The sequence below is a fragment of the Microcoleus sp. PH2017_09_SFU_O_A genome (assembly GCF_020738625.1).
GTDB lineage: Bacteria > Cyanobacteriota > Cyanobacteriia > Cyanobacteriales > Microcoleaceae > Microcoleus.
Map to the genome: position 1 here is coordinate 150,937 of NZ_JAEQCF010000006.1, position 25,032 is coordinate 175,968.

Annotated in this window: 25 protein-coding genes; 13 read left to right on the plus strand and 12 right to left on the minus strand. The window is 45.5% G+C overall.

Translation table 11 applies throughout. From position 1 onward, the window contains the following. Positions 1-58 precede the first annotated feature (58 nt). From JGK16_RS04235 to JGK16_RS04245, 3 genes are all read left to right on the plus strand, one after another. Positions 59-598 (plus strand): hypothetical protein, encoded by a 540-nt coding sequence (locus JGK16_RS04235; RefSeq protein WP_293189647.1) that lies wholly within the window; start codon positions 59-61, stop codon positions 596-598. 22 nt (positions 599-620) lie between these two features. Further along, the gene (locus JGK16_RS04240; protein WP_293189645.1) at positions 621-1,475 is read left to right on the plus strand and encodes a Uma2 family endonuclease; all 855 of its coding nucleotides are present in this window, start codon (positions 621-623) and stop codon (positions 1,473-1,475) included. Between the two features lie 275 nt (positions 1,476-1,750). After that, positions 1,751-2,287, plus strand: coding sequence for a lipase family protein (locus tag JGK16_RS04245; protein ID WP_293175002.1), 537 nt, complete (start codon positions 1,751-1,753; stop codon positions 2,285-2,287). 403 nt (positions 2,288-2,690) lie between these two features. Here JGK16_RS04245 and trmB read toward each other — a convergent pair whose 3' ends face one another. From trmB to csaB, 3 genes are all read right to left on the minus strand, one after another. Next, positions 2,691-3,323 (minus strand): tRNA (guanosine(46)-N7)-methyltransferase TrmB, encoded by a 633-nt coding sequence (trmB, locus tag JGK16_RS04250; RefSeq protein ID WP_293174844.1) that lies wholly within the window; start codon positions 3,321-3,323, stop codon positions 2,691-2,693. A 121-nt stretch (positions 3,324-3,444) separates the two neighbouring features. Continuing rightward, on the minus strand, positions 3,445-4,155 hold the full coding sequence (locus tag JGK16_RS04255; RefSeq protein ID WP_293174847.1) for a Uma2 family endonuclease: 711 nt from the start codon (positions 4,153-4,155) through the stop codon (positions 3,445-3,447). 101 nt (positions 4,156-4,256) lie between these two features. After that, positions 4,257-5,303, minus strand: coding sequence for a polysaccharide pyruvyl transferase CsaB (gene csaB / locus JGK16_RS04260; RefSeq protein WP_293174850.1), 1,047 nt, complete (start codon positions 5,301-5,303; stop codon positions 4,257-4,259). A gap of 324 nt (positions 5,304-5,627) precedes the next feature. On the opposite strand from csaB, the gene JGK16_RS04265 reads away from it, so the two are divergent. The 5 genes from JGK16_RS04265 to JGK16_RS04285 all read left to right on the plus strand — a co-directional run bounded on the left by JGK16_RS04265 (position 5,628) and on the right by JGK16_RS04285 (position 11,786). Continuing rightward, positions 5,628-5,936, plus strand: coding sequence for a DUF2499 domain-containing protein (locus JGK16_RS04265; protein ID WP_293174853.1), 309 nt, complete (start codon positions 5,628-5,630; stop codon positions 5,934-5,936). 62 nt (positions 5,937-5,998) lie between these two features. Next, a complete protein-coding gene (locus JGK16_RS04270) occupies positions 5,999-6,418 on the plus strand; it encodes a lysozyme inhibitor LprI family protein (RefSeq protein WP_293174856.1) in 420 nt (139 codons plus the stop codon). Positions 6,419-6,630: 212 nt separating this feature from the next. After that, entirely contained in the window at positions 6,631-9,294 is a 2,664-nt protein-coding gene (locus tag JGK16_RS04275) for a DNA polymerase III subunit alpha (RefSeq protein WP_293174859.1), read from the plus strand. A 1-nt stretch (position 9,295) separates the two neighbouring features. Continuing rightward, complete coding sequence (locus JGK16_RS04280; protein ID WP_293189643.1) at positions 9,296-10,075, plus strand: endonuclease; 780 nt, start codon at positions 9,296-9,298, stop codon at positions 10,073-10,075. Then, a complete protein-coding gene (locus JGK16_RS04285) occupies positions 10,068-11,786 on the plus strand; it encodes an OB-fold nucleic acid binding domain-containing protein (protein WP_293174865.1) in 1,719 nt (572 codons plus the stop codon). Before JGK16_RS04280 ends, JGK16_RS04285 begins: the two co-directional genes overlap by 8 nt. Here the strand turns inward: JGK16_RS04285 and JGK16_RS04290 are convergent. From JGK16_RS04290 to JGK16_RS04300, 3 genes are all read right to left on the minus strand, one after another. Further along, positions 11,763-11,999 carry a hypothetical protein gene (locus tag JGK16_RS04290; RefSeq protein WP_293174868.1) on the minus strand — a complete coding sequence of 79 codons (237 nt, stop codon included), beginning with the start codon at positions 11,997-11,999 and terminating at the stop codon, positions 11,763-11,765. The two genes, JGK16_RS04285 and JGK16_RS04290, sit on opposite strands and share 24 nt — an antisense overlap. After that, positions 11,992-12,333 carry a DUF3593 domain-containing protein gene (locus tag JGK16_RS04295; protein ID WP_293189641.1) on the minus strand — a complete coding sequence of 114 codons (342 nt, stop codon included), beginning with the start codon at positions 12,331-12,333 and terminating at the stop codon, positions 11,992-11,994. Before JGK16_RS04295 ends, JGK16_RS04290 begins: the two co-directional genes overlap by 8 nt. 287 nt (positions 12,334-12,620) lie before the next feature. Beyond that, on the minus strand, positions 12,621-13,271 hold the full coding sequence (locus JGK16_RS04300; RefSeq protein WP_293189639.1) for an ATP-binding protein: 651 nt from the start codon (positions 13,269-13,271) through the stop codon (positions 12,621-12,623). A gap of 857 nt (positions 13,272-14,128) precedes the next feature. Between JGK16_RS04300 and JGK16_RS04305 the strand changes: the two genes are divergently transcribed. Further along, positions 14,129-14,872, plus strand: coding sequence for a pentapeptide repeat-containing protein (locus JGK16_RS04305; RefSeq protein WP_293174876.1), 744 nt, complete (start codon positions 14,129-14,131; stop codon positions 14,870-14,872). 143 nt (positions 14,873-15,015) lie between these two features. Here JGK16_RS04305 and JGK16_RS04310 read toward each other — a convergent pair whose 3' ends face one another. Beyond that, on the minus strand, positions 15,016-16,053 hold the full coding sequence (locus JGK16_RS04310; RefSeq protein ID WP_293189637.1) for an alpha/beta fold hydrolase: 1,038 nt from the start codon (positions 16,051-16,053) through the stop codon (positions 15,016-15,018). 122 nt (positions 16,054-16,175) lie between these two features. Beyond that, on the minus strand, positions 16,176-17,636 hold the full coding sequence (gene gatA, locus JGK16_RS04315) for an Asp-tRNA(Asn)/Glu-tRNA(Gln) amidotransferase subunit GatA (RefSeq protein ID WP_293175005.1): 1,461 nt from the start codon (positions 17,634-17,636) through the stop codon (positions 16,176-16,178). Between the two features lie 217 nt (positions 17,637-17,853). On the opposite strand from gatA, the gene JGK16_RS04320 reads away from it, so the two are divergent. The 4 genes from JGK16_RS04320 to JGK16_RS04335 all read left to right on the plus strand — a co-directional run bounded on the left by JGK16_RS04320 (position 17,854) and on the right by JGK16_RS04335 (position 21,363). Continuing rightward, positions 17,854-18,309, plus strand: a complete 456-nt coding sequence (locus JGK16_RS04320; protein ID WP_293175010.1) for a helix-turn-helix domain-containing protein — start codon at positions 17,854-17,856, stop codon at positions 18,307-18,309. Positions 18,310-18,683: 374 nt separating this feature from the next. Then, positions 18,684-19,988, plus strand: a complete 1,305-nt coding sequence (locus JGK16_RS04325) for a serine hydrolase (RefSeq protein WP_293174881.1) — start codon at positions 18,684-18,686, stop codon at positions 19,986-19,988. Between the two features lie 25 nt (positions 19,989-20,013). Continuing rightward, positions 20,014-20,295: a hypothetical protein gene (locus JGK16_RS04330; protein ID WP_293174884.1), complete on the plus strand. Its 282-nt coding sequence runs from the start codon at positions 20,014-20,016 to the stop codon at positions 20,293-20,295. 231 nt (positions 20,296-20,526) lie between these two features. Beyond that, a complete protein-coding gene (locus JGK16_RS04335; protein ID WP_293174887.1) occupies positions 20,527-21,363 on the plus strand; it encodes an alpha/beta hydrolase in 837 nt (278 codons plus the stop codon). 189 nt (positions 21,364-21,552) lie between these two features. Here JGK16_RS04335 and JGK16_RS04340 read toward each other — a convergent pair whose 3' ends face one another. The 4 genes from JGK16_RS04340 to JGK16_RS04355 all read right to left on the minus strand — a co-directional run bounded on the left by JGK16_RS04340 (position 21,553) and on the right by JGK16_RS04355 (position 25,013). Beyond that, on the minus strand, positions 21,553-21,831 hold the full coding sequence (locus JGK16_RS04340) for a DUF1816 domain-containing protein (protein ID WP_293174890.1): 279 nt from the start codon (positions 21,829-21,831) through the stop codon (positions 21,553-21,555). A 494-nt stretch (positions 21,832-22,325) separates the two neighbouring features. Next, entirely contained in the window at positions 22,326-23,756 is a 1,431-nt protein-coding gene (gene rlmB / locus JGK16_RS04345) for a 23S rRNA (guanosine(2251)-2'-O)-methyltransferase RlmB (RefSeq protein WP_293174893.1), read from the minus strand. Between the two features lie 232 nt (positions 23,757-23,988). After that, positions 23,989-24,444: a ribonuclease III domain-containing protein gene (locus JGK16_RS04350; protein WP_293174896.1), complete on the minus strand. Its 456-nt coding sequence runs from the start codon at positions 24,442-24,444 to the stop codon at positions 23,989-23,991. A gap of 212 nt (positions 24,445-24,656) precedes the next feature. After that, the gene (locus JGK16_RS04355) at positions 24,657-25,013 is read right to left on the minus strand and encodes an STAS domain-containing protein (RefSeq protein ID WP_293155451.1); all 357 of its coding nucleotides are present in this window, start codon (positions 25,011-25,013) and stop codon (positions 24,657-24,659) included. Positions 25,014-25,032 lie beyond the last annotated feature (19 nt).

Consider the following 25,032-nt stretch of genomic DNA (forward strand, 5'->3'; position numbering starts at 1 on the left):
AATGGAAGCGATCGCCCGCGCACCAAACCTTGTCGAAATCAACAAATAAATCCGCGACTTGATTATAGATTATGCCATTGGATCTGCTATTTTGGGACTCAACCCGCTGCCGGGAAGTATGACGGTGACGCTACTGGTGGCGAGCGTGTTGCTATTAAAAATGATGCGGGATATTGGGGCAAAATGGGGCTATCCAAAAGGTCAAGATGCGCTGGCGATCGGAGGCAATCTGTTCGGGGGTTTTGGTTCTTTTTGGGTAGCGTTTATGGCTTGGATATCGATGTATGGTTTGGGTTTGTTTGTGCCGTTTGTGGGCGGTTTTGCGGTGGCTTCGTCGCTGTTTGCACTGACTTGGAGGGTGGGAAAGGCGACTCACCTTTATTATGCTAGCGGCCGCCAAATGAATGCAGCGGAACTCAAGGAAGTTTTCGATAGTTCTCAACCGGAAGGGGCGGCTTTGTTTGAGGCGAATATTGGGGCGATCGCCTTTCCAGCTCAAGTAACAGAAAATCCGATTAAATCTCTCACTGATGACTTGATAAATGGTAATATAAGTCAAGAGGAGTTTCAGGAAAAAATTAAAGACTTTATTCATTAATACCTGTCACCAAAATAAAACCATGAAATTCTCCCTAGATGTAGAAAACAACCCCGCAGGTTGGCCGGATCACACTCAGCTACCAGAATCCGACGGCACTTTTGTGAAAAACTTTCAAGAACATCCCCAAAGCATTCTGTTAACTGATTCTATTACTCCGATCCTCCAAAGCATTCATCCAGATGCTGATTACTGTATCGGTCAAGATAGCGGGATTTATTGGCGATTGACTGAGCCACTAGAGCGTGGTGCGGAAGCACCTGATTGGTTTTACGTGCCAAATGTCCCGCCAACATTTGACGGTCAAGTGCGTCGTTCTTATGTGATGTGGCAAGAGTTTTTAGCACCATTAATTGTGTTAGAATTTGTGTCGGGAAATGGTGCAGAAGAACGAGATAGAACGCCTTTGTTGCGAACTGGTCAACAGGAAACTAAACCTGGCAAATTCTGGATTTACGAAAATGTCATCCGTCCGGAATTTTACGGGATTTATGAGGTGACTAAGGCGAGTGTCGAAGTTTACCATTTAGTAGGCCGTAGCTATCATTTACTTCCGGCAAACGATCGCGGTCATTATCCAATTCCACCGTTAGGAGTGGAATTGGGAATTTGGCAGGGAAGGTATCAAAATGTTGAGTTACCTTGGCTGCGCTGGTGGGATAGTGAAGGGAATTTGCTGTTAACTGGCTTTGAAAGAGTTGAGGAAGAACGGCAAAGGGCGGAACAAGAACGGCAAAGGGCTGAACAAGAACGGCAAAGGGCTGAACAAGAACGGCAAAGGGCTGAACAAGAACGGCAAAGGGCCGATCGCGCTCAAGAAGAATTAGAGCAATTGCGCGCTCAATTGCGATCGGCTGGAATTGAACCTCAATTATGAGGGAAACCTTTGTTGACAGTGGGAAAGTAGCAATTAAGGACGAGGTGAGAAACTGGGTTTTTTATTAAAATCATTAGATTGCAGCCAGCAGATTAGGTAAAAAACCCGTTTTTTGATATAGCCTTTCGAGCGAAAGATGAGGTATGACTATAAATGAATTTTTTCATGCGACTTCGGTTACTATATTATACACATAAGAGGGCTAAAGCCCAACAACGTACCTGACTTTTTTGAGAACCGCTATATTGATATTTAGAGTTAGTGTATGACCAAGTATATTCCAGCAAAAATTACCTGCCTACGCTACAAAAGAAAGTAAGGTTTTCAGTAAGTCCTACGGTACAATTCATCCCGGTTTTTCAACCATCTACAGCAATATTGCCACTCAAACGCTGGACATTGCCAAAAAGCTGAATCCGTCGGTTCCTTGCTATCTATCGGGCCACAGTTTGGGTGCTGCGATCGCGACTTTGGCTGCGATCGACATTGCGGTGAATGTTCCTCGGTTGAAAAAGCAGGTGCAGTTGTATACTTATGGCAGTCCGAGGGTGGGCGATCCGGTGTTTGCGAGGGAGCACAATCGAGTTGTACCGAACAGCTATCGAGTGGTAAATTTGGCGGATGCTATTACGCTGGTGCCTTTTACGGTGTTCTTTAAGACTGAATATGTGCACGTGGGTGAGGAGTGGGCTTTTTTGGCGCCTAATGGGGATGTGATGCCGAATCATGTGGTGGATAGTTACAGAAGTGCGATCGACAAACAAGTCGAAACCAACAAACCCCGAACCTCCCCAAATTCCGGGTTAAAATAAACAGAATAATCCGGGCGAATAGAATTCGCGCCTATACAAACAATGTCCGCCTCCACGGACTCAATAAAAGAGATAAATGCCAATTTAAAGAAATAGTATAAAATAGACCTCTTGCAAAAATAGTTAGGACGATGCTCAAAGCCATCCCACAACAATCTTTTTTCTTGTGGGATGGGCTTCTAGCCCGTCCCAAAATTTGGTTAAAAGGATTTTTGCAAGAGGTTTAATGTAATTTTTAATGAATTTGATACGATCTCAAACACCAAATCAGCTTTTATTGATACTCTTATCTTCAGTCCACCTCCGCGGACATTGTTTGTGTAGCCCCGAATTCTATTCGGCGGGCTTTATTTGTGAAACATCGCAATTAATTCGGCGGGCTTTATTGGTGAAACAATACGTTTTATGTTTGAAACACTGCGCGATAAACTGGTTCCCCGCGTTTGAGAGTAGCAATTTCTCTTTCAGTGGCTACAGGCATGGGATTTTCTGCTAACCATTCACCGTTATTTGTGCGTTTAAAGCTAGGATGAGATGAAAAGCGATCGCACATTTCGACTTCTACTTCCTCAATATCCGATTGAATAAACACTTCGCCGCCAACAGCCAGATAAGTCGCCAACTCGCCGACTAATTCCTGCTGTACCACCCGCCGCTTGTGGTGCTTTTTCTTGAACCACGGATCGGGAAATTGAATGCTAACTCGCTGCAAAGTACCAGCGGGAAGTGTTTCTAAAATAGGCTTGAGAGAACTATTCGCATTACAAAACAAATAGTGCAGATTTGTCAAGCCTTTTTCGTCCCGCCAAAGATTTGCCTCGTCTACCAGAGGTTCCCGAATTTCTAATCCGAGAAAATTCCAATCAGCTTGTGCTTGCGCCATATGCCACAAAAACCTGCCTCTGGCGCAGCCGATATCTAAATGCAGTGGCAAATTTAAGTCGCTATATATTTTCGTCCAATCTGGGGGACTGGCGGATGTTTGATATCTCATCGATAGGGGATTTACGTGTTCCCGAACTCTAACTCTTGCCAATTTTGCTGTCTCCTGAATGTAATTTTTAACCGCTGATGCGGGCAGATTAACGTTGATTAACGCAGATATTTTTAGAAATGAAAAATCGCTGTCTTAGGATTTTTCATTTCTAATTATTGTATCAAGCTTCTGGTTCAATGCCTGCTGCTCTTAATTGTGCGGCTAGTCGATCGGCTCGCTGTCTTTCCCTTTCCACCATCTCTGCACCCCACAATAACATCTGTCCGCTTTCATCCCACCAGCGCAACCAATATCCGGTTCTTTCAGCCTTTGTTCCCTGCCAAACGCCTAGAAATAACCCAACTCCTTCTATCCAATAATGATTGTTTGCATCCGGCTGCTGTGCTTCATATCTTCCTGATGAATTCAACCGATACACTTCTAGCAATCCTGCCGCAGGCTCAAAAATACCATAGATTGGTACTCGCAGCATTTGCTCGTAAAAAAACCATTTTCCCGGGGGAAAAGTTGGTTTACTTGAATATTCGTCGTACTGATTAGCTGATAAAAACTCCAGCGCGATATCCGGGATTTCTCCTTCTAAGTTTGGGGTGTAACTGCGGCGAATTTCGGGGGCAGCAAGCGGTTGTACGTTGCGGGCATAAAACCAATCTGGCGCTTTGGTAACTAGCTTGTCGTTTAATGTCGCGCACACACACATATTCGGCGCAACTAAGATTCCCTCTAACAATAGTCCGGCAATTTCTAGGATTTCGCGCAGGGCGGCGGCGAGTAATGGTTGGTCGATATTTTCCACTGGTTCCTCGTCTAAGATGAAATCGTCTGGCAATTTTTCCCAGGTAATTTTTATGTCGGCTGTACTTACTGTCATAATATTTTACCTCTTAGCAAAAAATAGATTCAGCCTCCCCGCCATCAAAACTGTGCTGTTCCAGGTAAACTGTCAACTGTCAACTGTCAACTATCAACTGTTTACTGAGACTGCTGGAGTGCGGTTTGCAATACTTCCTTATGAAAGAGCGATCGCCCTACAATAAATTTTATCCTGTCTGGCGATAGTGCGGCGCCGTTGGCATAGTGATCCATCCAGGTTTTGCTGATTAAATAGGGATCTTCGGGCAATTCTGATAATAAGTATCCCGGCATTTCTAACTCGTCCATCAATTGGCTAACTTTGGGATCGTAGCTGAGGGCAAAACAGCGACATTCTTCGGATGCTGCCATAATTAAACTGTGGTAGCGCATCCCGATCGCCATTTCGACTCCCCGGAACACTCCTTTCAACTTTCTCGGATCGTCTAAACTAAGGATGCGGCTCCTTTTCGGCAGCGCTTCGTGCAAATGTTTGGCAATTTCTAAGTCGTGGGAAGCTTGGAAAGGCAGCAGCAAAATTAAGGTGCGAGTGGCTTTTTGAAAGTCAACTAAAGCTTGAGTTAGGATTGACAAACGGGCGGGTGTTAGTGTAGAGTGCGATCGCAAACAAACCGCAACTCTCGGCGACGGCAAATCCCACAAACCGGAGACGGGGGAATTTTCCAAAGCCCACACTGGATCGGGCGCTAATGTAAAGGGAATTTGCCAATCTGCAAGTATGGTAGCTGAGCCTTTATCGCGCACGCTGACGGCTGTGCATCCACCAAAACACCGCTGAGATAATTTACGAGTAATCTCACGATTTAAAGGGCCAATTCCCTGGGCCCAAGCAACAGTTTTTAAGCCCATCTGCTGCGCTAATCCCATCAAGCCACCATAGTAAAAAGGGCTGACAAGGCTGGTACTGTCTTGGATTAAACTACCGCCACCCCAGATTAGGGCGTCAGCGCTGCGGAGTGTATCGAGGACACCAAACGCATTCATGCGATCGCGCGCAGCTACTCCGTACCGCTGATTTGTCTCGACGGGATTGCCAGAAAGGACGATCGGCGTCACCCCATCTGGTAACATTTGCAGTAGCGAAGCCAACAGCGCCTCGTCGCCACCGTTGCCTTTACCATAATAGCCGCACAAAATTGCTCGCATTTCTACTCTTTGTTTGGAATCGAATATAACTATTACAATACCTAATTATTGTTACCAAAAGATTCTTTTTTAAAACAACAAAATATCGCAACCGCCCGATCGCTCTTCGCACAAATAACTTCATGAATAGCACCGCAAACCTGCTACCATAAATGGTGTAAATGTCAACCCTTTTCTAAGCGACCAGGCAAGTTGTCAAATCACGAAGTTAGCGAGCGGCGGACAGCACTAATGTAACGGTGAACTGTCAACTGCCAACTGTCAACTGCCAACTGCCAACTGCCAACTGCCAACTGTCACACATCTTCCTTCACAATACAAAAAATGCACGCTTTGTCAATTCCAACCTGGATTATTCATGTCTCTAGTGTCGTCGAGTGGATTGCCGCCATCTGGTTAATTTGGACTTACGGCGAAGTCACTAAAAACCGAGCTTGGTGGGGCCTTTCTGTCGGAATGCTGCCCGCCCTTGTCAGCGCTATGTGCGCCTGTACGTGGCACTTTTTCGACAACTCCCCAGCCCTAGAATGGATTGTTACCCTGCAAGCTGCGATGACTGTCATCGGTAATTTTACTCTGTGGGCGGCTGCTTGGTGGATTTGGCGATCGGCTCAGCAGTCAGTTGACAGTTGACAGTTGACAGTTGATAGTTGATAGGAAATCAGTCATTACTAACAAACTAAGGAGAAAAATCCTTGAAAAATAGCATTGTTTGGACAACATTGGCAGCTAGTTCACTGTTATTGACAGCCACATCTTTACTTCCCAGTCAAGCTAGTAATACATCCTTAATACTCGCCCAACAACCTAACTGTAAAAGTCCTCAAACGACACTGGATCAGAATGTGTGTTCCAGCCAAGAGTTTCAGGCAGCAGACAAAAAACTCAATCAAGTATATCAGCAACTTCAACCAAAACTCAACAGCAAACAAAAGCAGAGATTGATAGTCGCACAGCGAAGTTGGCTCAAGTTTAGAGATGAATCTTGCGATTATGAAGCAGGTTACTTTGAGGGTGGTAGCGTGGCTCCTTCTATCTACGGTTATTGCAGAGCCAGAGTCACAAAAGAACGTATTAAAGATTTGGAGGGTTATTTGGAACAAGCAAGTTTGTAAAAGTGCGTAGGCGTAAGCCAGGGCGTAGCCATCGCGATCGACAACAACTTACCCATTCTATCATCCATACCACAGCAAACTGATGTATTATGGTGTCATACCCCCCACCCTAAATTATCTTAAAAGTGATAATAAGCTTTGTTTTTTATTTTATCCTTTGACACGCCAATGGTGTAAGATTTAAAATCTAAAATCTACAATATAAAATCGCTATGTCTTTCGTTGGTTTGCACATTCACAGCGATTACAGCCTGCTAGACGGGGCATCTCAGCTACAGCAGCTAGCTGAACGGGCGGTGGAATTGGGGATGCCCGCGATCGCCCTTACAGACCACGGCGTGATGTATGGTGCGATCGAGCTAATCAAAGTTTGTCGAAATAAAAATATCAAGCCCATCATTGGCAATGAAATGTACGTCGTCAACGGCGACATCGAAGTCAAAGTTCGAGGTAGAAGAAAATACCATCAAGTTGTCTTAGCTAAAAATACGCAAGGTTATAAAAACTTAGTAAAGCTTACCACAATTTCCCATTTAAAAGGAATGCCCGAAAGAGGTATTTTTGCCCGTCCTTGCATCAACAAAGAACTCCTCAAACAATACTCCGAAGGTCTCATTGTTACCAGCGCTTGTTTGGGTGGCGAAGTTCCCCAAATGATTCTGCAAAACAAGCTAGATACTGCCCGCGAAGTTGCCAAATGGTATAAAGAAGTATTTGGAGAAGACTATTATATAGAAATTCAAGACCACGGTTCCCAAGAAGACCGCATGGTTAATGTTGAAATCGTCAAAATTGCCCGCGAATTCAATATTAAAATAATTGCCACCAATGATTCTCACTATATTTCCTGCAACGACGTAGAAGCTCACGATGCTTTGTTGTGCATCAACACCAACAAACTGATTGAAGAAGAAAAGCGGATGCGCTACAGCGGCACAGAATATCTGAAGTCTGCTATGGAGATGGCGCAACTATTTCGAGACCATTTGGATGATGAAACGATCGAAGAGGCGATCGAAACCACCCTAGAAGTAGCAAACAAAGTATCAAGATACGATCTAACAGGAGAAGCTCGGATTCCCACAATCCCAATTCCCCCAGAACATACCGCCGATACCTATGTAGAAGAAATATCTTGGCTAGGATTATTAGAAAGACTCAAAGCCCGTACCAGAAATGAAATCCCCCCAGTCTACAAACAAAGACTAGAATATGAGCTAAAAATGATTCAGCAGATGGGTTTCTCTGAATATTTTTTAGTGGTTTGGGACTACATGAAATATGCTAGAGACAACAATATTCCCGTCGGGCCAGGACGTGGTTCTGCGGCAGGTTCTTTAGTTGCTTATGTCCTCAATATTACCAACATAGACCCGGTACACCACGGATTGCTATTCGAGAGATTTCTCAATCCCGAACGCAAATCGATGCCAGATATTGATAGCGATTTCTGCATCGAAAGACGGGACGATATGATTAAATATGTTACAGACAAATATGGTACAGACCGCGTAGCGCAAATTATTACCTTCAACAGGATGACATCAAAAGCTGTTTTGAAAGATGTTGCCAGAGTTTTAGGTATTCCCTACAAAAAAGCCGATGAGATGGCGAAAATGATTCCAGTATCGCGGGGGAAACCGGAAAAACTCAAAGTAATGATTTCCGATGCAACACCGGCACAGGAATTTAAAACCAACTACGAAAATACTATTTGTACTAATGCCGAAACTGGCACCGAAGTCCCAGTGCGTCAGTGGATTGACATGGCAATTCGCATTGAAGGAACTAACAAAACCTATGGTGTTCATGCCGCCGGTGTGGTGATTTCTTCCATCCCCCTTGATGAAATTGTGCCCCTGCAAAAAAATGAAAATGGTGCTGTAATCACCCAATATTTTATGGAAGACTTGGAATTTTTGGGGTTACTCAAAATGGACTTTCTGGGACTCAAAAATTTAACGACTCTCCAAAAAACTGTTGATTATGTTAAGCAAACTCAAGATATAACTATCAATGCTGAAGGCTTACCTTCTGACATAGAACGCAGAGCTCAAGAGACATTTACTAGGAACAACAAGTTACCCGGTGATGTAGCAAAGACTTATCAACTATTAGAAAAAGGAGATTTAGAAGGTATTTTTCAGCTAGAATCTTCTGGGATGCTGGATGTAGTAAAAAAAATCAAACCTTCTTGTCTGGATGATATTTCTTCTATTCTGGCGCTTTATCGTCCCGGCCCGCTGGATGCTGGTTTGATTCCACAATTTATCGATCGCAAACATGGTAGAGAAGTCGTTAAATACGACCATCCGCTGTTAGAACCAATTTTAAAAGAGACTTATGGAACGCTTTGTTTCCAAGAGCAAATTATGCGGATGGCTCAAGATTTGGCGGGCTATTCTTTAGGTCAAGCTGACTTGCTGCGCCGCGCAATGGGCAAGAAGAAGGCTGATGAAATGCAGAAGCAAAAGGAAACATTTATTGATGGCGCAACTAAGAATGGTGTCGCTCAAAGAGTTGCCGAAGAGTTGTTCGGACAGATGCTTCAATTCGCGGAATATTGTTTGAGCTATGACACGAAGATATTGACTATGGAATATGGGCCGATGGCTATTGGTAAAATTGTCGAGGAAGAAATTGAATGTACCGTTTACAGTGTTGATAATAATGGCCATATTTATACACAGCCAATTGCACAGTGGCATCGCCGAGGTCAGCAGGAGGTCTTTGAGTATTGTCTGGAAGATGGCTCGATAATTCGCGCGACAAAAGATCACAAGTTTATGACTTTTGACGGTCAAATGCTACCTATTGACGAAATCTTTGAAAAAGGATTAGACTTAAAACAAATCAACTCTAGCTCACATCTATAAAATGTATATAGACTATAGGAAACTAAAATCAGAACACAAGGAACAAATCATTTTAGCTTTTAACCAAGGCATGGAGTGTCGAGAAATCCCTAACTACCTTGGGGTAAGCGAGAGAGCAGTTTCAAGAGTTTTAAAAGAAGCTGACATTAATACTAAGCGACGAAACCGCTATACTTTAAATGAAAGCTATTTTGATATAATTGACTCTCAAGCTAAAGCCTATTTGTTAGGATTGCTAGCTGCTGATGGCTGCGTTACTCAAACTAATTATGTAGCTTTTGAATCAATTGACAAAGAACTCACAGAAATGCTCAGCATAGAGCTACAATACTCTGGTGAAATTAGAATTGTTCAGCCTCAAAATTATGCTCCTCACTACCGAATAAATTTTTCTTCTGAAAAACTGGCAAGCTCTTTACAGGGCTACGGCATCATAACAGGAAGGACTTTTTCAGAAGTTACCTATTTTCCTAACTCCAAATATTTAGCGTCTTATGTGTTAGGGTACTTTGATGGTGACGGTTGTGCTTATGCAAACAAAGGTAGGAGTGGCGGTTTAGTCTGCATTGTTAGTTCCTTTAAATTTCCCTGCGAACTAACAAGGCACTTAGGCATGGGTTCTGTACAAGAGCATCAATTTAAAAAAGTTTATTATTGGAGAATATTTAGTCGGAAAAATATACAAGCATTCTATGATTTTGTGTATCAGTATCCCAGATTAGGTTTACAACGAAAAAAGACTAAAATTGAAGATATTCTCAGGAGTTACAAACATGGTTAAAATCATTAGTAGAAAATCACTAGGAACTCAAGAAGTATATGACATTGGCGTTGAAAGAGATCATAATTTTACACTAGAAAATAGTCTGGTGGCATCTAATTGCTTTAATAAATCCCATTCAATGGCCTATGCCTATATCACTTATCAAACTGCTTATTTAAAAGCAAATTTTCCTGTAGAATACATGGCTGCACTGCTGACTGCTAACAGAGGCGACCAGGAGAAGGTACAGAGATATATTGCTAATTGTATCAAGCTGAAGATTGATGTTGAACCACCTGATATTAATGGTTCTGAACTTACTTTTACGCCATTGCCGATGGAGATGACAAAGGCGGAAAAACATAAAATTTTGTTTGGAATTTCGGCGGTTAAAAATGTTGGTGAGGGGGCTATTGAAAATATTTTGGAGGCGCGCAGGTCAGGGGGTGATTTTAATTCTTTACCAGATTTGTGCGATCGCGTAAATCTACATTCTGTCAACCGCCGCGCCCTAGAAGCCTTGATTCACTGTGGTGCTTTTGACAAAATCGCACCCAACCGCCAGCAATTAGTAAACGACTTGGAAGGGGTTATGAAATGGGCGCAAGACCGCAAAAAAGACCGAGAAACTGGTCAAGGTAATCTCTTTGACTTGTTAGGAGATACTAGCTTTGGGAAGTCGGCGAATAAGTATGAATCTGCGCCAAAATCAAAAACTGTGAAAGATTTTGACACACAGGAAAAATTGCGTTTAGAAAAAGAATTGCTGGGTTTTTATGTATCAGATCATCCCCTCAAGTTTCTGCTTCAATCTAATCAAGATCCAGATGTTGTGACTCTCGCACAGTTAGCCGAGAAAAAGGGTAAAGTATCGGTTATTGTCATGCTCAACGCTATCAAACTGGTAGTGACGAAAAAAGGCGATGCGATGGCAATTTTGCAATTAGAAGATTTGACACATCAAATCAAAGCTGTTGTGTTTCCGAAGGCTTACGAACAATTAAAACCGCATATTATAGAGAATGCTGTATTACTGATTAGCGGGAAAATTGAGAAGGATGGTGAGGAAATTCAGATAATTGTAGATACTGCAAAGCCTGTAGAAACACCAGAGGTTACAGAGGAAATCGAGATCCCACTACCGGAAACACAAAATTCTTGGGCGGCGCCATCGGAAATACAAAATTCTTGGGTGGCGCCATCGGAAATACAAAATTCTTGGGTGGCGCCATCGGAAACGCAAAATTCTTGGGTGGCGCCATCGGAAATACAAAATTCTTGGGCGAATCAACCGGTCAACTTTGGACGATCGACTAAACCAGTGGAAGTTACAGAAATGGTGATTGTCAAGTTTACACCGCCGCAGGTGCAAGATGTCAAAAACCTCAATTCTCTGAAAGCTATTTTGCAAGAACTTTCCAATCGTGGAGAGGATGCTAGCGTTTCGGTGGGGGGAATCGTTGTCGGTGAATATTGCTGTCAACCTCTTCGCATCAAGCGTCAATTGTGGGTACAAGATGGCGATGGCGCTGTTAGCCGTCTCAAGTCGGCGGGATTTGATGCTTCGGTTTTCCCTCTCGACAGTCGCGGGGATGCTGCAATATTTCGGGAAATGCGATCGCAACTTAAGATATATTCTTGGGCCAATCGCTTGCTTGACGCAGATGTCGATCGCATTTCCCAGTATCTCAGCTATCTCGCCCAACTAAACAAACGCCTGCCAAACTAACATTTGGGCCCCATCCCCACCGGTGACTAAAGTTTGACCGTCAGGACTAAAAGCCACCGGATTGCACCCAACTAGGCTGCACAAACATTCGCCTGTTTGCAAGTTCCAGACTTTAACAGTACCATCTCGACTGCCGCTAGCCATAGTTTCGCGATCGGGACTGATAGCCACCGAAATCACCGCGTCAGAATGGCCGCTCAAAGTCTTAATCAATTCCCCCGTCTGCAAGAGATTCTTGCTTTTCGCCACCATTCTGTGAGGATGCTTTGGCTTTAATCACCGCTTCCCGAAAGCCTAAAACTACTAAAATATTGGCAAGTGTCAAGAATAGTTCCGCAGAACCGTGGAGCCAATCGACATTTGCTAGCGACTCATTGTAGGCAACTTTTGCATAAATTGCTGCGGGAATAGTCACACCCACAAACACGAGAGTGCCGTAAAATCCCATCAGAGCTAAACGAGGAGTTTTTCCAGATTTCGTCAAAAACCAGAGAAAACCCAAGTAGGGAAATAGAGACAGCACAAATAAACTTTCTTTGGAAATCATTAGTATTTGGTGAGCGACCAGATACCATCATAGATTAAAAAATTAAAAATTAATGTGAATAAATTTTAACTTTTTGTGGTGAATTTTTCATGTCTAATTTAACAAAGGAACCCATTTTTGTCGAACTGCTAGAGACTCACCCAAGCCCATAGCTTTTAACCTTCTCCGCAGCAGGTCGCTAGTATTAAAAACCCCTGACCCGCGCGGAGACACAACCCGTAACTCTTCCCCTAACACCGTTATTAGTATAACACATTTTCAACCGTGCCAGTCTGTTAATTGTTACTTTACCCAGCAATCCGAAACTGAGACATTTCCAAAGTTGTCGGTCTGCTAGGTATCAAGCAAGTATCGCTCAAAACCTCTAAATCAGCAAAGCGTTTTCTATCTGTTGCGATAATTTCTTCGAGCTTAGCATCAAAATTAAAACGCGGCCCACAATCCCAAAGTTTGAATTGCCAGTGTCCGCTACATACCGTAATTTGCAGTTGAATAGGAGTTTCTGCGGGCAGATTTTTGTGAGCGTGACGAACTGCATTAGTAAAACCTTCAGCTAAAGCTAGCTGTAATTGGAACCAAACCTCATTGGGGATCGATACATCTTGCAACTGCTCCAACCAGTCCAAAACTTTAGTTAAAGCATTCATATCTGTGTTGACTTGCAGGCTGATGTTTTTCAAAGAACTTTCATTCAGTTCTGCTTCCTGCTCAATGTCATCTTGCCAATCCCACTTCTTTAACAAATTCATTAACCCATCTAAAACGCTAGCCTTTTTTATATTTTGCGATCGCGAGCGACTTTCTACTTCGTAACTTTTGCTCAGCGACAAACAATTTCGACCGTCAAGAGTCCGGGTGTAACTCAGCTCGTCTGCAATCTGCCACATGAGTTTGATGCCTCTGCCGCCTTCTGCCAGTTGATCTATGCTGTTCGACATTGATTTTCCTCGTCTGAAAGTATTAGTTGTACCCATTTTTCACACCCGCCGACACACTTTGTCGTTTTTTATACTTGCTTATTCAGTATAATTTCGGCGTTCATACCAAAATGCTATCTTTTTTGTAGAAGGCATCGCATCAGCAATATGTCTTAAGAGTCTAAGCCAATTGGCTTATTTACCGATCGCCTGTACGGAGAGCGATCGCCCCCGTAGCACAATCCGCCTGCATCCACCAGAAATTACCGAATCACTGCCGGAGCTCATTTACCCCAGCCGTCGCCAGCTACAAAATACAAGGCATTGAGCCACTGCCAACGGTGGCTCGCCGGTAGCCTGCAAAGCCGATTTGAGGTAATCGCTCTCATCCTAAAGGAGTAAGTAATATCCGCAAAGGCGATCGTCCGCCAACCTCACACCGGCGTGCCACGTCAATCGATTTTAGATTTTAGATTTTAGATTTTAGATTTTAGAGGCGACCCTACGGATAAATTCGGGGGAAGAGAGGATTTTCGATTTTCGATTTGGGATTGATTCCACGGATAAATCACGTGGCGGGTACCACAGGTCGAAATTCGCTTGAGGCCGTTTCTGCTAAAAATATTGGATTTGACAGCGAAAAATCTAGCAATAAACCCTGTTTTTAGCCCCGCGCGCGTTATTCCAGGAGAAAACTAGGCGATAAAACGCAGTTAGATGAATTACCCGGACTAAGCTTTGCTTGCATCTACATAGTCTGTTATGTTCGAGGAGATTCCGGCAGAGGGGAGAGATCCAGGGAGAAAGTCTGATGAGGAGATGATTTGACAACTAGGTAATAGGTAATTGACATATACAATTTAAACGCGCAACACCTGATGACAAAAATTAAACTGACAATTCTGGCAGCAGTGATTCTGCTACTCCCATTTGGCGCAGCAGTTCCCTTACAAGCTCAAAATCTGCCTCTAATCAAGCGGCTGCTAGCAACAAGAGGATGTCCCGGATGCGACTTATTTGGCGCTTCCTTGAGCCGTGCAGATTTGTTTGGCGCTTCCTTGAGTCGCGCCACTCTCAGCAGGGCCGACTTAGTAGATGCGGATTTGACTGCGGCGGATTTAATGGAAGCTAATTTAAATAACGCCAACATGAGAAATGCCTTTTTAATCGATGCCGACCTCAGCAAAGCCGACATGAGCAGGGCAGACATCAGGGGAGCAAACTTAGAAAATGCCAATCTCAGCGAGAGTTCTCTGCTCGACGCAACTCTCCAGTTGGCTAACTTAAAATGCAGTAATTTGATCGCAGCTAAACTAAGTCGAAGTGACCTGAGAAACGCCGATTTTACTGGGGCAAACCTCAGCGGTGCTGACCTCAAAGAAGCTGATTTAAGCGGTGCAAATCTCAGCGGTGCTGACCTCAGAGGGGCAGATTTGAGCGATGCGAGATTGAACAAAGCTAATTTTACAGATGCTAATTTCTGCGGCGCCCGGATGCCGAACCGCAAAATATCTCGGCGAGGTTGTGATGTTAAAAAACAACAACCGATTAGCTCGAACAATTACTGCAATTACTGCCGTGCCGTCAATGACTGGTGGTTAGATATTTTAAGGTTGAATTAATTGGTAAGCCGTTTATAGGTGTCGATCTTTAGGTACGTAGTTGCGCTTCAGCGCTCTTTCATATATATAAGATAAGAGCGCCCAAGCGCAACTACGTACCCTTTTTTATCTTTTTTTACGATCGCACTATGAGCTGACGCACCCTACAATAAAAATTTGCTCACTACCCGCAGATATTCTGCACCGCCGATTTGTGCCGCATTATTGTGTCCTCCATTGGGAACCATGTAAAGCTGTTTGGGCTCGGGTGCTGCATCAAACATTTTTTGGCTCATTTCGGCTGGAACTACAGTGTCAGCAGTCCCGTGAATAAATAGTACCGGCATTTGCAGGCGATCGACTTTTGACAGAGAATCAAACCGCTGCGCCAGCAACAAATCTATCGGAAACGCCCTAAATAGCGGTTTTTGGAAGTCTACCATTGCCCTTACCGAAGTAAAAGAACCCTCCACAATTAACCCCGCAGCCTCCGGGTGCCGCACTGCTAGATCGATCGCAATTGCCCCTCCCAAAGAATGACCGTAAATATAAATTTGATTTGGGTTAATCCCCCGCTGTTTCACCAAATAATCCCAGGCCTGTTCAACATCCTCATAAACCCGAGATTCGCTCGGAAAATCGCCCTGACTTTTTCCATAACCGCGATAATCGATCAGAAATACTGACAAACCTAAGCCATGAAATCGATTAGCGTGTTCGACATTTGCTCCCACATTTGAACCATTACCGTGCAGGTACAAAACTACCCGCCCTAAGTTCCCCTTGTGAAGTGGGGGAACCGGAACCCCCCCTAACCCCCCCTTGTTAAGGGGGGGGACAGGAACAGCCTCTCTGACTCCCCCCCTTAACAAGGGGGGGCTGGGGGGGGTTTGGGATGGTTGAAGTGGAACCACCTCTCTTACTTCCCCCCGAAATTTGCGGGGGTTTTCCGAGGCAGGAATCCACCACCCATGTACGCTTTCCATTTCCAGCGCCGCTGTTTTAGCTGGAATTTGCAGCCAAACATCTTGATATTTCAACTTAAAATCATCTGGCGTAGTTTCGATCGCCCGCGCCGGAAAAAAGATAAACTTACCTTGCGCTACAAATAGCAATACACAAGCAGCAGAATAAGCGATCGCCAAAACTATCCCAAAAGTTATGAGGGATTTAGACAAAACAAATACCAGTAACTTGTTCATAGAAAATAAGACACGCGGGAGATTAGAAATCGGTCAAAAACTAATGACAAATGATTAATTCATATGATTAGCTTTAGATCGATTACTAACTTCCGCAGCAGCGTTCCGCCGAATTTCAAAAATTAATTCAATTCCGGGTGACGCAAGTGCCAATTAGTGGATTGTTCGTAAGCATGAGCCACTTGAAACAGCCGAGATTCTTGCAAAACATTACCAATCAGTTGTATACCCACCGGCAGTCCTTTATCATCAAATCCGCAGGGCAAACTCAAAGCTGGCAAACCAGCAAGATTCACCGGAATAGTCATCAAATCTGACAAATACATACTCAGGGGGTCGTTGAATTTTTCGCCTGCCTTAAAAGCCGTAGTCGGAGCAGTGGGACAGACCAAAACATCAACTTGAGAAAAAGCTTTTTCAAAGTCTTCTTTAATCAAAGTCCGAACTTTTTGAGCTTTGAGATAATAGGCGTCGTAATATCCAGCGGACAACACGTAAGTGCCGATCGCAATCCGGCGTTTAACTTCTGCACCGAACCCTTGAGCGCGAGTTTTGGCATACATATCCAAAAGATTTTCGGGATCGGGCGATCGGAAACCATACTTTACTCCATCATATCTCGCCAAATTCGCCGAAGCTTCCGAGGGAGCAATAATGTAGTAAGTGGGCAAACCGTAGCGGAACCGGGGACAAGAAACGACTTGAATTTCTGCGCCCAATTGTTGAAATTGCTCGATCGCCTTTGTCACGGCGTCTTTAACCGCCGAGTCCAACCCGACGCCAAAAGTTTCTTTAATTACACCAATTCTAATCTGACCCTTCGGTCGCAAACTGGGTCTCAAAGCTTGGGCGTAGTCAGGAATTGGGACATTGAGACTCGTCGAATCTTTACTGTCATAACCAGCGACAGCCCCCAACAAAATCGCCGTATCCTCAACAGTCCGGCCAAAGGGCCCGATTTGATCGAGAGAAGAAGCGTAGGCCACCAAACCGTAACGAGAAACCAACCCATAGGTCGGTTTCAGCCCCACCAAACCGCAAAAAGCAGCAGGTTGGCGGATCGAACCTCCAGTATCCGAACCCAAGCTAACGACGCATTCTCCGCCGGCTACCGCTGCGGCAGAACCGCCAGAAGAACCTCCGGGCACGCGCTCCAAGTCCCAAGGATTCGCGGTAACTTGATAGGCCGAAGTTTCCGTCGAGCTCCCCATGGCAAACTCGTCCATATTGGCCTTGCCCAGAATCACCGCACCGGCTGCTTTGAGTTTGGAGACGACGGTTGCATCGTAGGGAGGGACAAAATTTTCCAAAATCCGAGAGGCGCAGGTTGTGGGAATGCCCTCGGTGCACATATTGTCTTTAACGGCGATCGGGATGCCGGCCAACAACCCAATTGCCTCGCCTGCTGCGATTTGGGCATCCACTTTGTGGGCCTGCGCCAATGCGCTGTCTGCTGTCACGCACAGAAAGCTTTTCAATTTCGGCTCTAGCTGGGTAATTCGGTCTAATGCTTCTTGAGTAATTTCCACAGCAGAGCGTTCTTTATTGACCAGTTGTCGGTGCAACTCGCGGATGGATGCCATGCTCGTACCTTTATCATTTCTACTTTCAGCCACTTAGCCAATATAGCTGGCAATTGCACGCACTTACAGCCCTTCTTCAACTGCGTCTCTATGCTTGCATCTGCGGTAAAAAAAGCTACGTATTTGCCGCGACGATCCCCAAGAAGACAATTTCATCCGGAATTCTCCCCAAAACCAAAGATATATGGTAAGAAGTTCCCGATGCCCCGTTGGAGGAATGCCACCTAAAGCTCACTTAGAATCTCACCTGACGGCAGAGGAACTCAAAATTCGCTACCGGCAGGCACAAAACACCACAGAGTCGCGCCGCTGGCACTTGCTACTCTTAGTTTCCCGAAATTGGACTATCAAACAAGCAGCCCAAGTCGTAGGGATTAACTACGACTACGCCAAAGAAATTGTCCAGCGCTACAACCGAGAAGGGCCTAACTCTGTGAGAAACCGCAGCGGAGACCGCCAGCCCCCTCCTGCCAAATCCTTGCTGAGCCCCGAACAGCAAGAAGAACTGCGACAAGCCCTGCAAGGCCCCGCCCCCGACGGCGGAGACTGGACAGGCCCCAAAGTAGCTCGCTGGATTGCTGAAAAGACTGGTAGCGCTCATGTTTGGCCCCAACGCGGCTGGGATTACCTCAAGCGGTTGGGTGTTGATTGGCGGCGCCGCCGCAGAAAGTAGATAGTTCGCAATATTTTAGAGGGGTCGATCGCCATTGGGTGCGATCGCTCCCTTTATTTTGGCAGAAGTCATTAGTCAGTTGTCAGTATTCGTAGGGTGTGTCGCCTGCGATAAATCCCTAAATTAAATCCACAATTTTGTGGCGACGCACCTTATATGATTTATCAACAAGCTTGCTACCACAAAAATGTTGGGTTGGTTTCCTCATCCCTTGAAAAGAAAAAGTGCGTCGCTCGATCGATTGTCGCTCTTTCTTGAGGATTGTCGATGTATCCGCACCCTACGGCTGCGGCTAAAATCTAAAATCTAAAATCGTTTGAATCGTGCAATAATAGCTGATTAGATTGAATTTGGTTGTGTTGAGGATGTCGAGTATGCCAGGGTTCAGCCGTTTTTTGTCGATCGCAAACAAGATGGCGGCAGTAGCAGCCAGCATCGGACTGGTTCAGGTGTTAACCATCGCCAGTTCACTTGCTCAATCATCTAATCCGCGTTCCCTAGACGAACTCTACAAAATTCGCGATCGGCTCGTCACCCAACTAGAACAACCCGCCTCACCCTCCCCAGAACCAACCCTGCTCTCTGGCTTAGTTCCCTTCGCCGGCAATTCTCAAGAAAAATTGGTACAGCAGTTGCAAGAGGTGGAAGTTCAAATATTAGTAGAACAGAGATCTAACGACAACTTACAGCAAGCAGTCCGTTTAGCCAACCGAGCCGTAGAAACGGGAGGGAAGTCAAATCAGTCGATCGAATCTTCGCAGCAAACTCAATTTTTGTGGCACCAGGCCCTCAACAACTTACAAGAAGTTCCGCAAAATTCATTTTTAGCTCCCCTCACAGCCTCCAAAGCTCAAGAATACCGGGAAAATTTAACCGTAGCAACCTCTCAAGTCCAGCAAGCAAAATCCGATTTTTTGGCAGAGGTTGCCCGTTCAAGCGGTTTGTCGAATGAAGCGTCGATCGGGATTTGCCACCTTTCTAGAGAGTGCGTCAACCTCCGGGGCGATGTGCCTCCTATCAGCCCGGCCAGCTTAATTAAAGTGCCGATAGCTGTCGCCCTGATGCAAAAACTCGACAAAGAAAAAATCAGTCTGAACCATGAAGTATTCGTCGATCCGGGCAATTTCACCGAAGACTCATCGACGAAGATTTTGTCTAGGCGCAATTACCCGGTACAACTACTGTTAGAAGAAATGATCGATCGCAGCAGCAACATCGCCACCAATCAACTGATCGATTATTTGGGTTCCGATTACATCAATCAATTCTTAGAAAATCGCGGCTACCAAGTCACCCGCGTGAACTTCAAATTAATGGGGGAAAAAACTATGCCCGCCAACCCCGGTTCCGGGCCCAACCGCGTAACTGCTAACGAACTCACCGAAATGATGGTGCAAATTTACAACGGCGAAACACCGGGCGCTAAACTGTTAGTAGAAACTCTCAACCAGCAGTACGATCGCGCTTTGGGATTTGCCGCCTTGAAAGGAAGTAAAGCTCAGTGGTTGGGCGAAAAAACCGGGGAGAATTCCCTGGTGCTAGGCACAACTTTAGCGATGAACATTGACGGCGAAGCCTATGTGATGACTGTGATAGACAGCCGCACCAGTGGCGATCTACAAATCCGCAAGTCTATTGCTAAAATTGCCGATTATATTAGTAATAATCCCAGCTTTTAAAAATGTGAAAACTTGTTAAAAATTTATGTGCCTGAATCCAGGAGATATTCTGTGCGATCGCTACGAAATTATCGAAAAATTGGGGCGGGGAGGGTTTGCGATTACCTATACAGCTAAGGATTTAAAGCAACTAGAAAATTCTCCTTGTGTAGTCAAGGAAATTTTGCCTCCTCAATCTAAAGATTCGCAAGTTTTGCAAGGAGCAAAAGCACTATTTGAAAAAGAAGCTAAAGCCCTGGAGGAACTCTATAAGTGCGAGTGCACTCCTAGGTTCATCGCTTTCCAGAAAATGGAAATTTTTACTTAATTCAAGAATACATCGAAGGAACTCCGCTCAATGAAGAACTCTTTGTCGGAAAGCAGTTAGGCCTTGCTTTTGTTCCCGTCAAGTATCCGACAGCGGCTGCGGCAGGTTTAAAGTGCGATTAACATAATTAGGTACGTTGTTGCGCTTGGGCGCTCTTTCATATAGACAAGAGCGCTGAAGCGCAACAACATACCTTAATAACGTAGATTTATATAATCGCCAAATCAGAAAATGTCCCACACAAAACTCAACGTTTCCGTCAAAGGCGAAGGATTTCCGATCCTTTGCTTGCACGGCCATCCCGGTTCCGGCGATTGTATGTCTGTCTTCACAGAACACCTATCACAGCGGTTTCGGACGATCGCCCCAGACTTGCGCGGATATGGCAACAGTCGCACCTCAAATTCCTTTGAAATGACCGACCACTTGCTTGATTTAGAGGCACTTCTAGACCGATTGGGAGTCGATCGCACTTTAGTCATCGGCTGGTCTTTGGGAGGCATTTTAGCCCTGGAATTAGCCATGAAATATCCCCAGCGAGTCACCGGTTTGATTCTCCTCGCATCCGCAGCCAAACCGCGCGGAAGTCACCCGCCCATTTCTTGGCAAGATAATCTTTACACCGGTTTAGCCGGAATTATCAACTGGGTGGTACCCGGTTGGCAGTGGAATATTGATACTTTTGGCAGGCGATCGCTCTTTCGCTACTTAATCCAGCAGCATACAGCGACCCCTTACCGCTACTTAGCCGCAGCAGGTACTCCCGCCTACCTCCAGACTTCCCACAAGGCGACAAAGGCGTTAAATACCGCTCTCAGAGCCGGATACGATCGCTTACCACAACTCGGCGAGATTCAATGTCCGTGCTTGGTGTTGGCCGGAGAGGGCGATCGACATATCACCTCAGCATCCAGTTTAGAAACAGCCCGCCACCTTCAGGACAGTCAGTGGCAGTGCTATCCCAATACAGCCCACTTATTTCCTTGGGAAATTCCCGATCGGGTAGTCACAGATATCGATCGGTGGATTGAGAGTCACCCCCAAGCAGTTGGCAATTCCGAGTCTTGAGTTTTGAATTTTTAGAAGCAATCAATCATCCAACCGTCTAGAGTTTTGAAGCTATATCGTTGGCGTTGGCATCCGAGTTAAACAGTGCGATCGTCCCAAATGGCGATCGGGGTTCCCTTGCAGGGTATAATTCCGATATTGCCGGATTTAAATTGACAACTCAAAACTCAAAACTCAAAATTCCTGCTGCTACTGGCTGCTCAAAACAGGCAACAACCCTCCCTCACCAAACTTTCCCAAATCATCTGCAACCGTCAAAGCAATAGGTTTGCAGCGCTGAATGGAAACACTCAGACCTTCTGCACCTTCATTTTCTATGTCTTCTATATATCCTGCTTTTGCAGATTCCGCCTCTTGAGCCGTCAAGAAGGGGCCAAAATAGTAAATACACCGCGGCGCTGAAGTTTTCACTTCAACCCACCAAGCCAATCCGAAAAAGTTGAGCAAGCTAATCAAGAGTTCTTTCATCTGCTTTTCTTCTAATGTATTTAACGGTGTTTTCAGGGTGCTGCGGGCAACGCCTGCGCTTTTGTTATTTACGCGGCTTTAATGCTACAAAGAAACAATCCAAACCTATTTAAAGTCAATATCTAAATAGATTGGTGTCGATTTCCTGTTTGACAGTAAGGAGAAGGCCCCTTCTACTTTCGCCTGTCCGTAACGGCGGCCGATGTATTATTACTTGTTCGGAGGGTACTACCGCTCAATGTTTTGGCGGCATTCGCATATTTTTGCATCACCGTAGTTGCTTACCTATTGGGAATAACCAAAGTGCTTTATCCTCAGAGTTATCTGTTTGTTATGCAGTTGGGCTCTAATTTGAGTACATATTAGGTGTTTTCTCAGGTGACATTCTACTCGATATTTTGCTAGTGAGGTCTCAGTAGCTAGAGACACCGATAACCAGGCTTTAGCTACTTACATAAATTACTCTGTTGTGCTGTTTTTTTCAACCAATTTGACTATCCGTGGACGTGAAATTTTTTCGGCCCGCGCTGGCGGTAAATTTCGTATAAAGCCATTCCCGTTGCTACCGAGACATTCAGGCTAGGAGTCTTTCCCCTTAAAGGAATTGAAACTAATCCATCACATCCGCGCTGTATCAAAAGGCTCAAACCGTCAGCTTCACCGCCCACAACTAAAACAGTCGGCCCGGAGAAGTTGATTGTCTCTAATGAGTCACCCACGCCTGCTGCTGTGCCGTAAATCCAGAATCCAGCCTCTTTCAATTCTTCCAAGGCCCGGTTAAGATTCACAACCCTTGCCACTGGCAGGCTTTCCAATGCGCCGGCTGACACTTTTCTCACTGCCGAGGTAATCCCAACTGCCCGTCGCTGCGGAATCACCATCCCCTGAGCTCCCAATGCTTCTGCGGTGCGAATAATCGCCCCTAGATTGTGGGGGTCGTTGAGTCCTTCGGCTACCACAATTACGGGATCTGCACAAGCAGCCTTAGCCTGTGCGATCAGTTCACTCAAATCCAGGTATTCGTAAGCTGATACTTGGGCGGCTACGCCTTGGTGGTTTGCCTTGCGCGTGATGTAGTCGAGGCGCAAATCGTCAACTTCGTCGATAATGCTGCCGTTGGCCTTGGCTTCGGTTAGCAAGCTGTGAAAGCGGGGATCGTAGCGCAGGTGCGGGACAACCCAAATTCGGTTCAGGACTTGGTTGCTTTCTAAGGCTGCTTGCACTGCATGGCGGCCGTAAATCATGTCATCTGTGTCTGCGTCTGGCTGCACGACTGTATTTGAGTTCGTGTCTACCGGGCGAGTGTCTCTGTCTTTGTCTCTGTCTCGGAAATGGTTGCCGCGGAATTCCGGCGGGCTACTATCTCTGTCTCTGTTTTTGTCTCTGTCTTTGTAATAATTGCCCCGGGATTCCTGCGGGCTGCTGTCTCTGTTTCTGTCTCGGAAATTGTTGCGGGCTGGCTGTGGGCTGTCGTCTCTGTCTCGGAAATTGTTGCGGGCTGGCTGTGGGCTGCCGTCTCTGTCTCGGAAATTGTTGCGGGCTGGCTGTGGGCTGCCGTCTCTGTCTCGGAAATTGTTGCGGGCTGGCTGCGGGCTGCTGTCTCTGTCTCGGAAATTGTTGCGGGCTGGCCGCGGGCTGCTGTATCCGTCTCCGTCTCTGTCTCTGTCGGGGAAATTCTTTCTGCCGGTGGGCGGTTGGCTGTCGGAATCGACTCTCCGTTTGAAAATTGCTCGCACGGGCATTTCTCGGGATTGGGGCGAAAAGGTCGATCGCTTTTGAGGGGCGTCTGTTGGGCGAGTGTCGGGACGGGGCTTGCGTTCAAATCTGGCAGAGGACGGTTGTGAGTCCTGACGGCGGCCTTCGCTGCTCCAGGGCTTGCTGTCGGAATTCGATCGCGAGGAGTTTGGTCTAGTAAATTTTCTCATTTGTTTGTTGTGGTCAACACGATTTTAGATTTTAGATTTGGGATTTAGGATTGAGGGAGCAATCTTAGGGCTTTGAGATTTTAGATGTTAGATTGAGGGAGCAAGGATTTTACTGCTGCTTAACTTGCTAACGATCGACATATCAATCTTGTTTGTCTTCGCGAGCTTTTTGCTGTTTTAGGCTAACCGTGCCAGAATTATCAATTAATTCCTCACTCTTCCCAAATTTCGGCTAAATACTTTCAGTATCAAGTTCTAAAAATCCCAAAATTTCGGTCAATCTTTCGGGGTCTGTCAGGTACAAATATCCAACCAACGTTTCTAAGCTGGTGGCTTGTTGGTATATTTCTGGATCTGCTCGCTTAGAACGGCCCGATACGGCATTGCGGCCGCGCTTGACAATTGCTAATTCTGTACTGTTCAAGTAAGGAGAGATCGATCGCAAGTGACGCGCTTGAGTTTCTGCTCGTACTTGCCCCACCACCAATTCGTGATAAGCTTGCAATCTTCTCGGTGGCATTAAATACGAACTCCGAATGTAGAGTTCGTAAACTGCATCCCCCAAATATGCCCATGCTGCGGGCGAAATTCTTTCTATTTCTGCGGGTGTCGCCCTCGGAGGATGGATTCGATCTAAACCGAGATCTGTCAGACTCAGCTTTGGGTTGTCATCGGCGATCGGCGACATACTTTTTTAAATAAAACTTCGGCACAGCTTGGCTTTTCTACACTTACTTATTTCGTCTTTTGTCACTTCAGATAATTATAGCTTTCACAGGAGTGTGCTCTGTGAGAAACTGAGATCTTCTACAGACAAGCGAGCTGAAAACTCGCGGCACAACCATAAGAATTTGCTATCCAGCATCGATCGCCGGATAGCGAATTAAACCCACTGTAGCGTCAAGCATCCTTGACGTTTTTTACCGCCTCATCAACCGAAGGCTGCAAAGACAAAAATTTCTCTAAGCGAACCAGTTTAACAGTCTGAGTTACGCGGGGATTTGAGACAATTTGCAATGTCCCTTCCATGGTTTGGGCTTTCTTGACAAGTTGCACAAGTGCGCCCAAGCCTGAACTATCCACAAAATCTATCTGAGACAAGTCCAAAATTACGTGTTTTGGGCCCTCGTCAATACATTTGCTTAGTACCTTCCGAAAAGTGGCCTCAGAAAAAGCGTCCAGCAGGCCAGTCAAGCGAAATAACTGATGGTTATTCTTGACTTCGCGAGTGCCTCTGAGGCTAACGGTCAGGGTCAATGACTCAGGAATGACACCC